Here is a 13160-nt window from a genome sequence, read left to right as displayed (position 1 = left end):
ACCCGCATGAACAGCAAAAGCAAGATCGCAGCACTCGCCCTGATGACGGCTTCGGCGCTCTCGCTGCCGCTGAGCGCGACGGCCGGTGGCTGGGGTCATCACGGTGGCTACCGCGGTTACCACGGTGGCGGCTACTACGGCGGGTATCACGGTGGCTACCATGGCGGCTATCACCATGGCGGCCACTGGAGCGGCGGCCGCTGGATCGCCGGTGCGCTCGTCGCCGGCGCGGTGGTGGGCCTGGTGGATGCGGCGGTCAATCCGCGCCCGGTCTACTATGACCGCCCGGTGGTCTACGCCCGCCCGCGCACGGTGATCTACGAAGATCGTCCTGTTGTGGAGCGCCGCGTGGTGGAAACGCGCACCGTGGTCTACGACGACGGCTACCCCACCCGCTACGTGCGCGACGACGGCTACTACGGCGACTGATCGCGGCGAACGATTCCAGAGAAAAAGCCCGGCACAGGCCGGGCTTTTTCTTTGCGCGCAGACGCCGCCGAAAGCTCAGGGCTTACGCGTGGGCTGGTCGGCCGCGCTGCCGCTGCGCCGTGCCTTGGCCGACAGGCGATCGAACTCGGCCTTGTCGATGATCTGCACCGACTGGATCGCGCACGGCGGCTGCTCGTGCGAGCGCACCGTCTCGCCGACTTCGCCGCAGATGCGGCTGTTGCCCAGGGCCTGGTTGGACGGGTTGGGCCGGAAGATCAGGCCTGCCGGCCCCAGGCCCAGCCGCGGGCAGTCGCTCTGCAGGTCGACGCGATAACGCTTCGGCCCGGTGCGGACAGCGGCGGTGCGGTTGTCGACGATGTGCCACTCGTTGATCTGATCAATGCGAATGCAGTCGCCGATCGGCTTGATCGGCGTGCGTGCCTGCGGGGCGGTGGCGGCGCTGGCCGCGGCGGTCACCAACAGGGACAGCAACAGGGCGGAAACGGGCACTTTCATGGTTCACCTCGTCATCGGGTTGTTGGATCCGGCGAGCGCGGCCGGGACCTTGCACAGCTGGCCTGGAATCACTATCTGCCATCGGCGTATCACAGGATCTGAACGAATGCTGCGGCAACATCGGACGTTGTTCCCGTTACCAGCCCTTCGCATGCTCGCGCGCTCTCGCCGCCCCATGATGGATCTGCTGTCGTCATTGTCCGGGGGCGCCGCGTGACGGTAGCTCCCATGGCCATCGCGGCCGATCTCCTGCCACGCTTCCAGGCCATCCGACAGCGCACGGTATCGCTCAGCGCCCCGCTGAGCGCGGAAGACCTGATGGTGCAGTCGATGCCCGATGCCAGCCCGGGCAAGTGGCACCTCGCCCACACCACCTGGTTCTTCGAACAGTTCGTGCTGTCGCGTCGTCCCGGCCACGCCCCGCGACGGCCCGAGTGGATGGTGCTGTTCAATTCCTACTACCAGTCGGTTGGGCCCATGCATGCCCGGCCACGTCGCGGCCTGCTGTCGCGCCCCTCGCTGGCCGAGGTGCTCGATTACCGACGTTACGTCGACGAGGCGGTGAGCGAACAGCTCTCGACCGGCGACGATCCGGAACTCGCCACGCTGGTGGAGCTGGGCTTGAACCACGAACAACAGCATCAGGAGCTGCTGCTCACCGATATCAAGCACGCGCTGTGGTGCAACCCGCTGCTGCCCGCGTACAGCGAGCCGTCGCGCGGGCCGGCAGGCGCGCCTGCGGCGCCGATGCGCTGGGTAGCGGGGCGCGAGGGCATCGTCGAGATCGGCCATGCTGGTGGCGGGTTCACTTTCGACAACGAGACGCCGCGCCACCGCGCCCTGCTGCAGCCGCACGCACTGGCCCATCGGCTGGTGACCAACGCCGAATACCTTGCCTTCGTGCACGACGGCGGCTATCGCGAACCGGGCCTCTGGCTCTCCGACGGCTGGGCCACGGTGCAGGCCGAAAGCTGGGAAAAGCCGATCTATTGGCAGCCGGATCTGGCCAGCGAATTCACCCTGCATGGCGTGACGGCGCTCGACCCGGCCGCGCCGGTATGCCACCTGAGCTATTTCGAAGCCGATGCCTTCGCGCGCTGGGCCGGCGCGCGCCTGCCGACCGAGGCGGAGTGGGAATCGGCCGCCGCCGCATTGCCGGTGCGGGGAAACTTGCAGGACAGCGGCCACCTGCATCCGCAGCCGGCACCGGGCGACGAGGGGCTGGTGCAGATGTTCGGCGACGTGTGGGAGTGGACCGGCTCACCCTACGTCAGCTACCCCGGTTTTCAGACGCTGCCCGGCTCGCTGGGCGAATACAACGGCAAGTTCATGAACGGGCAGTGGGTGCTGCGCGGCGGCAGCTGTGTCACGCCGTGCGACCACGTGCGGGCAAGCTACCGCAACTTCTTTCCACCTCACGCCCGCTGGCAGTTCGCAGGGATTCGACTGGGACACGATCGATGAATTCACAAGTAGCGGATCTTCGCGACGACGACCGTCGCCCGCCGGACAACCTGGTGCTGGAGATCGTCCAGCGCGGCCTGCGCGCCAGCCCCAAGCGGCTGCCCTCGTGGCTGTTCTACGACGAACGCGGCTCGCACCTGTTCGAGCAGATCTGCGAGCAGCCGGAGTACTACCTCACCCGCTGCGAGATCGCGCTGATGCAGTCGCACGGCGCACAGATCGCGCAGGCTCTGGGCCCGGACGTGCGCCTGGTCGAATACGGCAGCGGCCACGCGATCAAGACCGACATCCTGCTGCAGCACCTCGCCGCGCCGGTGGCCTACGTGCCGGTGGAAATCTCGCCCGAGCCGTTGCGCCAGAGCGTGCAGCGCCTCACTGCAAGGTTCCCGCAGGTGCCGGTGCAGCCCCTGTGCGCGGACTTCACCAAGGGCCTGCGCCTGCCGGTCTCGCCGCGCGGCGCGCGGCGCACGGTGATCTATTTCCCCGGCTCCACCATCGGCAACTTCGATGCCGCCGAAGCGGCCACGCTGCTGCGCAAGATGCGCGGCGAAATGGGTGAGAGCGGTGGCATCCTGATCGGTGTCGACCTCAAGAAGGACGTCGCCCTGCTGGAGGCGGCGTACAACGACGCGGCGGGGGTCACCGCCGAGTTCACCCTCAACATGCTGGCCCACGTGAACCGCGCCACCGGCAGCGATTTCAATCTCGGCCGCTTCCGCCATCGCGCTCGCTACAACCCGATGGCCGGGCGCATCGAAACGCACATCGTGTCCACCGCCGAGCAGAGCGTCAGCGTCGGCCGCCAGCTGGTGCGCTTCCGTGAGGGCGAAGCGATGCAGGTCGAATACAGCTGCAAGTACTCGCTCGAGGATTTCGCCGCACTGGCCCATCGGGCGGGCCTGGAAGTGCGCAACGTGTGGCTCGATCCCGAAGAGATGTTCAGCGTGCAATACCTGGTGCGCGCGGGCGCAACCAGCTGACGACGCCGGGAACCTTCGTTTCGACTACGTGACGGCCGGCCGCTGAGGGCCGGCCGTGGACGTGGTCCGGCGCCCAAGGGATGTGTGGCGCGAAGTGTCAGCCCGGTTCCGACGACAGCCATCGTGGGGCGCATGGCCCGGCTGCACGCGGTGCCGGGCCTCGATCGTAGGGCAGGCGGAAGAGGGCGCGCAGCGGGGTCATTCCGCCCGTGCCTGCAACGTCACGCCGCATTCCCGCCCCATGACTGCGATGCCACACTCGCCTGTCATCCCCAGGCCTGTCGCATGCACGACCACGTATCTCCCCGCATCGCCATCCTCGGCGCCGGCATGGCCGGCCTCACCTGCGCACACCGGCTGCACCAGCAGGGCCTGTCGCCGGTGATCTTCGAGAAGAGCCGCGGCGTCGGCGGGCGGCTCGCCACGCGCCGCACCGACAGCGGCGATGCCTACGACCACGGCGCGCAGTTCGTGACGGCTCGTGATCCGGCCTTTGTCGATCTGCTGGAAAATCTGCAGGAGGCCGGGGCTGCCGCCGCGTGGTCGCCGCGCCTGCCGGCGGATGCCGTGCAGCCCACGCACACGTGGTGGATCGGAACGTCCGGCATGAGTGCGCTGGTCCGGCCGCTGGCCGACGCGCTGGATATTCGCCTGCGTTCCACCGTGAGCGCGCTGCGTCGACTCGCTGACCAGTGGGAGCTGCGGTTGGCCGAGCAGGGCCATGCCGAATACTTCGATGCCGTCGTCATCACTGCGCCTGCGCCGCAGGCCCGTGCGCTGCTCGCTGGGCGTGTCGCCGCTGGCTGATGCACTGGAGCGCATCGACATCGCGCCATGCTGGGCGGCGATGTTCGCCTTCGATGCGCCGCTGGACGTGCCGTTCGAGGCGGCACGCTTCGACGCGGGCCCGATCGCCTGGATCGCTCGGCAATCCAGCCGCGGCGGACTCGTGGGCCACGGCGACCGCTGGCTCGTCCACGCCGCGCCGGAATGGAGCGCCGCGCATCTGGAGCACTCGCCGGACGAAGTCCTGACGTTGATGCTATCGGCCCTGGCCGAATGGACGGGCGTGGCGCTGCCGCCGATCACGTTCGCCCAGGCCCATCGCTGGCGTTATGCGATGACCACCCGGCCGCTCGGTCAGCCGATGCTCGCCGATGCGTCCGCGCGCCTGTGGGTGGGCGGTGACTGGTGCCTCGGCGCGCGCGTGGAAAACGCGTTCCAGAGCGGGTGGGCGATGGCGCAGGCGATCGGCGCCGCCTGGTAGCCGCGACTACAAATCCTCGCCGGATTGCCCTCAGGCCGGCCGTCGCGCGCCCAGCATGATCAGCACTTCCTGCGCGCTGCGGATGCGCTCGGTGGCGCCGGGCAGGTCCAGCGTGACCTTTAGCTTGTCCTGACCTTCGAGCTTGTAGACGCGCGGCAGGCTCTGGATCAGCTTGATGATCAGCAGCGGATCCACTTCGGGCTTTTCGCGGAACAGGATGCGCCCGCCGGTCGGGCCGAAGTCCAGCTTGCGGATCCCCAGCGGCGTGGCCATCAGCTTCAGCGTGGCCAGCGCGAACAGGTTCTTGGTCGGCTCGGGCAGCAGGCCGAAGCGGTCGATCATCTCCACCTGCAGGTCGCGCAGGTGCTCGTCGCTCTTCGCGCTGGCGATGCGCTTGTACAGGGTCAGCCGCGCGTGCACGTCGGGCAAGTAGTCGTCCGGGATCAGCGCCGGCAGGTGCAGCTCCACCTCGGTCTCGTGCTCGGAGCTCAAGTCGAAGTCCGGCACCTTGCCGCTCTTCAGTGCACGCACGGCGCGGTCCAGCAGCTCGGTGTAGAGGCCGAAGCCGATCTCCTGGATCTGGCCGGACTGTTCGTCGCCCAGCAGCTCGCCGGCGCCGCGGATCTCCAGGTCGTGGGTGGCCAGGGTGAAGCCGGCGCCCAGTTCCTCCAACGAGGCCAGCGCTTCGAGGCGCTTCTCGGCATCGGGCGTCATCGACTTGCGATCCGGCACCACCAGGTAGGCATAGGCGCGGTGATGCGAACGACCGACGCGGCCGCGCAGCTGGTGCAGCTGGGCCAGGCCGAAGCGATCGGCGCGGTTGATGATGATGGTGTTGGCGGTCGGGATATCGATTCCGGTCTCGATGATCGTGGTGCACACCAGCACGTTGAAGCGCTGGCGGTGGAAGTCCGCCATCACCTGCTCCAGCTCGCGCTCGGGCATCTGGCCGTGGGCGATGCCGATGCGCGCCTCGGGAATCAGCTCCTGCAGTTCGCGCGCGGTGCGCTCGATCGATTCGACCTCGTTGTGCAGGAAGTACACCTGGCCACCGCGCGACAGCTCGCGCTGAAACGCCTCGCGGATCGTCGCCGGATCCCATGCCGCCACGAAGGTGCGCACCGCCATGCGGTGTGCGGGCGGGGTGGTGATCAGCGACAGGTCGCGCAGGCCGCTCATCGCCATGTTCAGCGTGCGCGGAATCGGCGTGGCGGTCATGGTCAGCAGATCCACCTCGGCGCGCAGCTTCTTCAGCCGCTCCTTCTGGCGCACGCCGAAGCGCTGCTCCTCGTCCACGATCACCAGGCCCAGATTCTTGAACTTGATGTCCGGCTGCAGCAGCTTGTGGGTGCCCACGATCACGTCGATCTGGCCGTCGGCGAGGCGCTTGAGCGCCTCGTTCACTTCCTTGGTGGAGCGGAAGCGCGAGAGCACGTCGACCTTCACCGGCCAGTCGGCGAAGCGGTCGGCAAAGTTGCGGTAGTGCTGCTGGGCGAGCAGGGTGGTCGGCACCAGCACCGCAACCTGCTTGCCGGCGGTGGCCGCGGCGAACGCGGCGCGCAGCGCCACCTCGGTCTTGCCGAAGCCCACATCGCCGCAGATCACCCGGTCCATCGCGCGCGGCGCGGCGAGGTCGCCCAGCACGGCGTCGATCGCCTGCTCCTGGTCCGGGGTTTCCTCGAACGGGAAGCTGGCGCCGAATTCCTCCACCAGTTGGCGATCCACCGCCATCGACTCGCCGCCGCGCGCCTCGCGCTGGGCGTAGATCGCCAACAGCTCGGCAGCGACATCGCGCACCTTCTCGGCCGCCTTCTTGCGCGCCCGTTCCCACGCGTCGCCGCCCAGCGAGTGCAGCGGTGCCAGCTCCGGCGCCGTGCCGGAGTAACGGCTGACCAGGCCGAGCTGCGCCACCGGCACGTAGAGCTTGTCGCCCTTGGCGTACTCGATGATCAGGAACTCGCCTTCCATGCCGCCGAGCTCCATCGACTCCAGGCCCTGGTAGCGGCCCACGCCGTGGTCGACGTGCACGATCGGCGAGCCGATCGACAGCTCGGTGAGATCGCGGATGATGGTGTCCGGATCGCGCGCCTGACCGCGCCGACGCTTGCGCTCGCTGCGCACGCGCTCGCCGAACAGTTCGCGCTCGGTGAGCACGGTGATCGCGGGTTTGGTCAGCGCGAAGCCCTGTTCCAGCGGGGCGATGGTGATCGCGAAGCGCGCACCAACTCCCTCTCCCGCGGCTTTGCGCGATGCGGCTCCCTCTCCCCCGGCTTGGCCGGGGGAGAGGGTTGGGGTGAGGGGGTTGCTCTTGATTTCAGACGAGCAGCCAGAAGCCCCCCTCTCCCCAGACCTCTCCCCCGACTGCGTCAGGGGAGAGGGAGCAGTCCCGGCCAGCCCGAGGAATGCGCTCCAGCTCTCCACGTTCGCCGGCTTCATCCCCGCCGCCGCCAGCTGCTCGATCAGCGACTCGCGCCGGCCGGCCGAGTCGGCAGCCACCAGCACACGCCCCTTGTAGCTGGCCAGGAAGTGCTTGAGCGATGTGCCGGGCTCCTCGCCCTTGCGATTCAGCGCCACCTCGGGGGCCGGCTGCGTGCCGGCATCCACGCTGTGCTCGTGGCCGGAGGGCACGATCTCCACGCGCAGGCGCTTGTTCCACTGCTCGCGCAGCTGTTCGGGCGAGAGGTACAGCTCGGCCGGCGGCAGCACCGGGCGCTCGATGTCGTGTGCGCGCTGGTCGTAGCGCTCGGCGGTCTGCGTCCAGAACTGCTCGGCCGCCTCGCCGGCGCCTTCGCCCAGTACGAACAGCGCATCGCTGGCGAGGTAGTCGAACAGCGTGGCGGTCTGCTCGAAGAACAGCGGCAGGTAGTACTCGATGCCGCCGGGCGTCACGCCCTCTTTCATGTCCTGGTAGAGCGGACAGCGGCGGATGTCGATCGGGAAGCGCTCGCGCAGGCGCGTGCGGAAATCCTTGGCGGCGTTCTCGGTGAGCGGGAACTCGCGACCGGGCAGCAACTCCACCTTCTTCACCGGCTGCTGCGAGCGCTGGGTCTCCGGGTCGAAGCTGCGGATCGATTCCACCTCGTCGTCGAACAGCTCGATGCGGTACGGCTCGGCCGCGCCCATCGGGAAGATGTCGATCAGCGCGCCGCGCACCGCAAAATCGCCGGCCTCGGCCACCTGCGGCACGTAGCGGTAGCCGGCCGCCTCGAGCCGGCGCTGTTCGGCGAGCAGGTCCAGTTTCTGGCCCTTGGCCAGCATCAGGCCGGCGCCGGTGATGTGGCTGCGCGGGGCGATGCGCTGCATCAGCGTGGCCACCGGCACCACCAGCACGCCGCGCGTCACCGACGGCAGTCGGTACAGCGTGGCGATGCGCTGGGAGACGATCTCCGAGTGCGGGCTGAAGATGTCGTAGGGCAGGGTTTCCCAGTCCGGGAAGTGCAGCACCGGCAGGTTGCCGGCGAACAGCTTCAGCTCGTCTTCCAGCGCCGAGGCGCGCTGGGTGTCGCGCGTGACGGCCACCAGCAGGCCGTTGTGCGAACGCGCGGACTCGGCGATCAGCAGCGCGCGGGCGGAGCCGTGCGGCGGCGTCCAGAAGCGGCGCTGGCGCGGTGTGGTGGGAAGCGGCGGGTGGGAGATCGTGGGGCTGGAATCGGGCATGGACTGGCGCGTGGCTCGTCGACGCGCGGAACGCGCGGGTAAAGCGCACAAGTGTACTGCGACCCCGCCGCCGAGCCGGCAGCCACCGCCCCTATGTAGGAGCCCGCTCGCGGGCGATGCTTTTGCTTTGATCTCGATCCAGGGCGAAGAGCATCGCCCGCAAGCGGGCTCCTACAACGGGAATGGGCAGTCGCTAGAGCTTGAGCGAGATCTGCGCGGTGCCGGGCTCGTCGGTGGCGGGGCGGCGCTGGAAACCGAGCTCGCGGCACAGCTGCAGCATCGGCCGGTTCTCCATCAGCACGTAGCCCCAGATCTCGTGCAGGCCGCGGCGCCGGCAATCGTCCACCAGGCGCTGCATGAGCAGGGCGCCCAGGCCGCGCCGGGCCCAGTCGTGCTCCACCAGCACCGAGAACTCGGCGCTGTTAGCCGACTCGTCCACGTAGATGCGGCCCACGCCGCGCATCTCGGCCGGTTCCACCGCCTCGTCCATCAGCACGAAGGCGGTTTCCTTCGCCGGGTCGATGTTGCACAGGCGCTGCGCCATCGGCTCGGGCAGCTCGGACATCGCGTGCAGGAAGCGGCGGCGGATATCTTCGGGCGAGAGCCGGGTAAAGCAGCGCTTGAGGGCGGCCACGTCGTCGGGACGGATGCTGCGCAGGAACAGGTTGCGGCCGTCGCGCGTGCGCACCGGCTCGCCCACGTTGGCCGCGGGCACGGCCTCCAGGCGGGGGGCGAAACGCTCGCGGCTACGCGGCGGGACGATCATCGACGGGGCGGCGCGCATCAGGGTCGGAATCGGCAGGGCGTTCATGTCCATACTTTAGCGTATCTAGTGCGCTGCAACATGAACGTACGCGACACTGGTATGGCCGGCTGTATCGCTCGCGGAAGCAGGCGGGAGGCGACTTTCCGGGCGTTCGTGCCATGATGGTCTGCTCCGATCATGCCGCGATGCGGCAACCCGCCACAGGAGTTCTCTGCGATGTCCCAGCAACTGGCCCAGCTCACCGTGCTGGTGAACGACTACGACGAGGCGATCGCCTGGTTCACCACGCGATTGGGCTTCACCTTGCGCGAGGATACGCCGCTCGGTGGCGGCAAGCGTTGGGTGGTGATGGCGCCGCCGGGCTCCGATGGCACTGGTCTGCTGCTGGCGCAGGCGGCAACCGACGAGCAGCGGGCGGCCGTCGGTCGCCAGGCGGGCGGACGGGTGTTCCTGTTCCTGCGTACCGACGATTTCTGGGGCGATTACCGGCGCATGCTCGCCGCCGGCGTCAGCTTCCGTGAGACGCCGCGCGAAGAGCCGTACGCCACGGTGGTCGTATTCGAGGACCTGTACGGCAACCCCTGGGACCTGCTGCAGCCGAAAGGCTGAGCCGCCCGCTCAATCGGTAACGTCGGGCTCGAAGAAGCTCCAGCGGATGTCGGTAAATTCGGCCTTCATCGCTGCCTCCACCGCGTTGATGGCATCGATCAGGCCGCGGTCGGAGCTGGCCGGCTCCATCTTCGCCTTCACCGCCACCATCACGTCCGGGCCCATCTGCAGGGTGATCAGGTTGAGCACCTCGGCCACTTCCGGCCGGCTCTTGAGGAAGGTGAGCAGCTCGGCGCGGCGGCGCGGCTCCACGCCCTGGCCGATCAGCAGCGCCTTCACCTCCACCGCCAGCAGCACCGCCACCACCAGCAGCAGCACGCCGATCGCCAGCGTGCCCAGCGCGTCGAACATCAGGTTGCCGGTGAGCATGGTGGCGCCCACGGCCAGGGCGGCCAGACACAGGCCGATCAGCGCGGCGAGGTCTTCGCCGAAGATCACCAGCAGTTCGCTCGAGCGCGTCTCGCGAAACCAGGTCCACAGCGGCTGGTTGCCGCGCGCCTTGTTCACTTCCTGCATGCAGCCGCGCATCGAGATGCCTTCGGCGACGATGCCGAACACCAGCACGCCCAGCGCCAGCCACGGCCACTTCAGCGGTTCGGGATGGCTGAGCTTGTGCATGCCCTCGTAGACGGAAAACATGCCGCCCACGCTGAACAGCAGGATGGCGACCAGGAACGACCAGAAGTACATCGCCCGGCCCCAGCCGAGCGGGAATTCATCCGAAGCGGGTCGCTGCGTCTGGCGCATGCCGAGCAGCAACAGGCCCTGGTTGCCGCAGTCGGCCAGCGAGTGCACCGCCTCGGCCAGCATGGCGCCCGAGCCGGTGACCAGGGCGGCCACCAGCTTGGACAAGAAGATCGCGAAGTTCGCGCCCAGCGCGAGGAAGATCGCCTTGAGCGAATTGGCATGGCCGGACATGCGGGTGTTCCATCACGGGATCGGGCCGCACAGTGTAGCGGCGGCGCAGATCCTTGCGCCGGCGGGCGGCTCAGTGGATGCCCACGCCCACACCCACGCCGAAGTGGACGTTGTTGCGCCCGGCCTGCATCTCCTCGGCCGTCCACGCGTGGGCCTGGTCGACAGTGACCAGCGGGAACACGTAGTCGGCCTCGCCGACCTTGCCCGCGCGGCTGCCGTTGAGCTTGCCGGCCACCGTGATCAACGCGCCGTTGGGGTAGGCCATCGGCTCCACGAAGCCGTGCATGACCGCGATGAAACGTCCGTTTCCGGTATCGCCCACCTTGGGGCGCTGCGAGGAGTCGAGCGGATAGGCCAGCACCTCGATCTCGCTGCGGTCGGCCAGGTTGTTCACGCTGACCACGCGGCCACCCCAGATCACGCTGCCGTTGGCATAGCGCTCCGGCGCGCGCGCCACTTCGAATGGCACGGCGGCCACGGCATTGGGCGCCACCTTGTAGATCGGCGCCGGCGCGCAGGCGGCCAGCGCCAGCAGCGCGGTGGAGGCAAGCAGAGGGCGAAGAAGGCGACGCATGGCAAGGCTCCTGGGCAGACGGCAAGACAGCATGGCGCAATCGCGATGGACGTCCGAACGGGGCCGGATACGCCCCGCCGAATCGAGGTCGCCAGCTTAGCGCGGCCGCGCTGAACGTGGCGGCGGGCGGCGCGATGGCGAGGGCGGGGTGGGCGCCTCGGCGCTGTCGTTGGCCAGCCAGTCCAGCTTCCACTCGGCAGGCTCACCCTGACCGAGCAATCGCGCCATCGCGCGCAGCGGCTCGCGCAGGGTCTGGTCGAGATTCCACGGTGCGTTGAGCACCACCATGCCCGAGCCGTTGAGGCGCAGCGGTGAATCGTCCGGGTGCACCAGCAGTTCGGCGCGCAGCACGCGGCGGGCGATGCCGTGCTGCAGGCCGCGCAGGAACGGCTGCACCTGGCTGCGCAGCTTGATCGGGTACCACACCGCATAGACACCGGTGGGCCAGCGCTCAATCGCCCCCTTCAGCGCCTGCTCGATCAGCCGGTACTCGGCCTCCTGCGCCTCGTACGGCGGATCGATCAGCACCAGCCCGCGCTTCTCCTTCGGCGGCACCAGCCCCTTCAGCGCCTCGTAGCCATTGCGGTGATGCACGTGCACGCGCGCGTCGCGCTGGAACAGTTCGCGCAGGCGCGAAGCTTCTTCCGGATGCAGTTCGCACAGCTGCGCACTGTCGCCCTCGCGCAGCGCCCGCGCCGCTTGCAGCGGCGAGCCGGGATAGAGCTTCAGGCCGTCCTCGTTGCCGGGCAGGGCGAGGATGCCGTCGAGCCAGCGGCGCAGTAGCGGCGGCAACGAAGCGGAAGCCGCATCGGTGGCGCCCATGTCGGGAAACAGCAGGCGGTGGATACCATCCTTGTACTCGCCGGTCTTGCCCGCCTCGCGCCCGTCCAGCGCGTAGCAGCCACTGCCGGCGTGCGTGTCGATGTAGGCAAACGGCGTGGGCTTGGCCTCGAGCGCCTCGATCAGCGCCAGCAGCACGGTGTGCTTGAGAACATCGGCGAAGTTGCCGGCGTGGAAGGCGTGGCGGTAATTCATGGGGTGCGACCGGCGGAGAAGGCCCCAGTATAAGTGGCGGCCTTCCTCCCATCTCGGCAGCGAACTCGCTCAGCGGCCGAAGACGTCCCCGATCGCCGTAGCGATCTCGCCCGCATGCGTTTCCAGGGCGAAATGCCCGGTGTCGAGGAAGCGCACGTCGGCATCGGGCAGGTCGCGCTTGAACGCCTCGGCACCCGGCGGCAGGAAGAACGGATCGTGCTTGCCCCAGATCGCCAGGAAGCGCGGGCGATGGGTGCGGAAGTACGCCTGGAACACGGGGTACAGCGCCACGTTGCTCTGGTAGTCGCCGAAGAGGTCCAGCTGTATTTCGTCCGACCCCGGCCGGGCGAGGTAGTGGTTGTCCAGCGCAATGCCATCGGGCGATATCTGCGATTCGTCGGGCACGCCGTGCACGTACTGCCAGCAGGTGGCTTCCGGCGCCAGGAAGGCGCGCAGCGCATCGCGGTTCTTCTGCGAGGGATCGCTCCAGTACGCCTGGATCGGGTTCCAGCCTTCGCTGAGTCCCTCGACGTAGGCGTTGCCGTTCTGCGACACGATGCCGGCGATGCGCTCCGGATGCTTCATCGCGATGCGCAAGCCCACCGGCGCGCCGTAGTCGAAGACGTAGACCACGAAGCGATCGAAGCCGACCACCTCGGTGAACCGGTCGATCACCTGTGCCAGATGGTCGAAGGTGTAGGAGAACCCATCGCGTGGCGGCATCGCCGACTGGCCAAAGCCCGGCAGGTCCGGCGCGACGATGTGGAAGCGGTCGGCCAGCAACGGAATCAAGTCGCGGAACATGTGGCTCGAGCTCGGGAAGCCGTGCAACAGCAGCAGTTTCGGTGCGCCCGGGCGGCCGGCTTCGCGATAGAACACGTTGAAGCCGTCGACGTCGGTAGAGCGGTAATGGATGGTGGTGGACATGGCAGTTCTCCTGGCGGT

Annotated in this window: 13 protein-coding genes; 6 read left to right on the top strand and 7 right to left on the bottom strand. The window is 68.4% G+C overall.

The window, feature by feature from the left end; translation table 11 throughout:
• Positions 1-6 precede the first annotated feature (6 nt).
• On the top strand, positions 7-429 hold the full coding sequence (locus ACQVBX_RS09560; RefSeq protein WP_431633865.1) for a hypothetical protein: 423 nt from the start codon (positions 7-9) through the stop codon (positions 427-429).
• Positions 430-504: 75 nt separating this feature from the next.
• On the opposite strand, the gene ACQVBX_RS09555 is transcribed toward ACQVBX_RS09560, so the two are convergent.
• Positions 505-945: a DUF6491 family protein gene (locus ACQVBX_RS09555; protein WP_431633864.1), complete on the bottom strand. Its 441-nt coding sequence runs from the start codon at positions 943-945 to the stop codon at positions 505-507.
• Positions 946-1173: 228 nt separating this feature from the next.
• Here ACQVBX_RS09555 and egtB point away from each other — a divergent pair, with 228 nt between their 5' ends.
• The 4 genes from egtB (at position 1174) to ACQVBX_RS09535 (ending at position 4656) form a co-directional block, all read left to right on the top strand.
• Positions 1174-2409 carry an ergothioneine biosynthesis protein EgtB gene (gene egtB, locus ACQVBX_RS09550; RefSeq protein ID WP_431633863.1) on the top strand — a complete coding sequence of 412 codons (1236 nt, stop codon included), beginning with the start codon at positions 1174-1176 and terminating at the stop codon, positions 2407-2409.
• Entirely contained in the window at positions 2406-3389 is a 984-nt protein-coding gene (gene egtD / locus ACQVBX_RS09545) for an L-histidine N(alpha)-methyltransferase (RefSeq protein WP_431633862.1), read from the top strand. The genes egtB and egtD overlap by 4 nt, the downstream gene beginning before the upstream one ends.
• A gap of 285 nt (positions 3390-3674) precedes the next feature.
• Positions 3675-4196 carry an NAD(P)/FAD-dependent oxidoreductase gene (locus ACQVBX_RS09540; RefSeq protein ID WP_431633861.1) on the top strand — a complete coding sequence of 174 codons (522 nt, stop codon included), beginning with the start codon at positions 3675-3677 and terminating at the stop codon, positions 4194-4196.
• Positions 4162-4656 carry an NAD(P)/FAD-dependent oxidoreductase gene (locus ACQVBX_RS09535; RefSeq protein ID WP_431633860.1) on the top strand — a complete coding sequence of 165 codons (495 nt, stop codon included), beginning with the start codon at positions 4162-4164 and terminating at the stop codon, positions 4654-4656. The genes ACQVBX_RS09540 and ACQVBX_RS09535 overlap by 35 nt, the downstream gene beginning before the upstream one ends.
• Positions 4657-4686: 30 nt before the next feature.
• Here the strand turns inward: ACQVBX_RS09535 and mfd are convergent, their stop codons facing one another.
• Positions 4687-8313, bottom strand: coding sequence for a transcription-repair coupling factor (mfd, locus tag ACQVBX_RS09530; protein WP_431633859.1), 3627 nt, complete (start codon positions 8311-8313; stop codon positions 4687-4689).
• 193 nt (positions 8314-8506) lie between these two features.
• Entirely contained in the window at positions 8507-9124 is a 618-nt protein-coding gene (locus ACQVBX_RS09525; RefSeq protein WP_431633858.1) for an N-acetyltransferase family protein, read from the bottom strand.
• A gap of 171 nt (positions 9125-9295) precedes the next feature.
• On the opposite strand from ACQVBX_RS09525, the gene ACQVBX_RS09520 reads away from it, so the two are divergent.
• A complete protein-coding gene (locus ACQVBX_RS09520) occupies positions 9296-9688 on the top strand; it encodes a VOC family protein (protein ID WP_431633857.1) in 393 nt (130 codons plus the stop codon).
• A gap of 9 nt (positions 9689-9697) precedes the next feature.
• On the opposite strand, the gene ACQVBX_RS09515 is transcribed toward ACQVBX_RS09520, so the two are convergent.
• From ACQVBX_RS09515 to ACQVBX_RS09500, 4 genes are all read right to left on the bottom strand, one after another.
• Positions 9698-10606: a cation diffusion facilitator family transporter gene (locus ACQVBX_RS09515; RefSeq protein ID WP_431633856.1), complete on the bottom strand. Its 909-nt coding sequence runs from the start codon at positions 10604-10606 to the stop codon at positions 9698-9700.
• A 70-nt stretch (positions 10607-10676) separates the two neighbouring features.
• The gene (locus tag ACQVBX_RS09510) at positions 10677-11180 is read right to left on the bottom strand and encodes a Slp family lipoprotein (protein ID WP_431633855.1); all 504 of its coding nucleotides are present in this window, start codon (positions 11178-11180) and stop codon (positions 10677-10679) included.
• 96 nt (positions 11181-11276) lie between these two features.
• Positions 11277-12215, bottom strand: coding sequence for a 23S rRNA (adenine(2030)-N(6))-methyltransferase RlmJ (locus ACQVBX_RS09505; RefSeq protein ID WP_431633854.1), 939 nt, complete (start codon positions 12213-12215; stop codon positions 11277-11279).
• A 69-nt stretch (positions 12216-12284) separates the two neighbouring features.
• A complete protein-coding gene (locus tag ACQVBX_RS09500; protein WP_431633853.1) occupies positions 12285-13142 on the bottom strand; it encodes an alpha/beta fold hydrolase in 858 nt (285 codons plus the stop codon).
• Positions 13143-13160: the final 18 nt, after the last annotated feature.

The organism is Dyella thailandensis (assembly GCF_050749815.1).
Classification (GTDB): Bacteria; Pseudomonadota; Gammaproteobacteria; order Xanthomonadales; family Rhodanobacteraceae; genus Dyella_A.
This window is presented reverse-complemented; position numbering and strand designations above follow the sequence as displayed.

Coding starts and splice junctions, on each gene's coding strand:
- ACQVBX_RS09560 (WP_431633865.1), top strand. CDS start 7: ATGAACAGCAAAAGCAAGATCGCAGCACTCGCCCTGATGACGGCTTCG.
- ACQVBX_RS09555 (WP_431633864.1), bottom strand. CDS start 945: ATGAAAGTGCCCGTTTCCGCCCTGTTGCTGTCCCTGTTGGTGACCGCC.
- egtB (WP_431633863.1), top strand. CDS start 1,174: ATGGCCATCGCGGCCGATCTCCTGCCACGCTTCCAGGCCATCCGACAG.
- egtD (WP_431633862.1), top strand. CDS start 2,406: ATGAATTCACAAGTAGCGGATCTTCGCGACGACGACCGTCGCCCGCCG.
- ACQVBX_RS09540 (WP_431633861.1), top strand. CDS start 3,675: ATGCACGACCACGTATCTCCCCGCATCGCCATCCTCGGCGCCGGCATG.
- mfd (WP_431633859.1), bottom strand. CDS start 8,313: ATGCCCGATTCCAGCCCCACGATCTCCCACCCGCCGCTTCCCACCACA.
- ACQVBX_RS09525 (WP_431633858.1), bottom strand. CDS start 9,124: ATGAACGCCCTGCCGATTCCGACCCTGATGCGCGCCGCCCCGTCGATG.
- ACQVBX_RS09520 (WP_431633857.1), top strand. CDS start 9,296: ATGTCCCAGCAACTGGCCCAGCTCACCGTGCTGGTGAACGACTACGAC.
- ACQVBX_RS09515 (WP_431633856.1), bottom strand. CDS start 10,606: ATGTCCGGCCATGCCAATTCGCTCAAGGCGATCTTCCTCGCGCTGGGC.
- ACQVBX_RS09510 (WP_431633855.1), bottom strand. CDS start 11,180: ATGCGTCGCCTTCTTCGCCCTCTGCTTGCCTCCACCGCGCTGCTGGCG.
- ACQVBX_RS09505 (WP_431633854.1), bottom strand. CDS start 12,215: ATGAATTACCGCCACGCCTTCCACGCCGGCAACTTCGCCGATGTTCTC.
- ACQVBX_RS09500 (WP_431633853.1), bottom strand. CDS start 13,142: ATGTCCACCACCATCCATTACCGCTCTACCGACGTCGACGGCTTCAAC.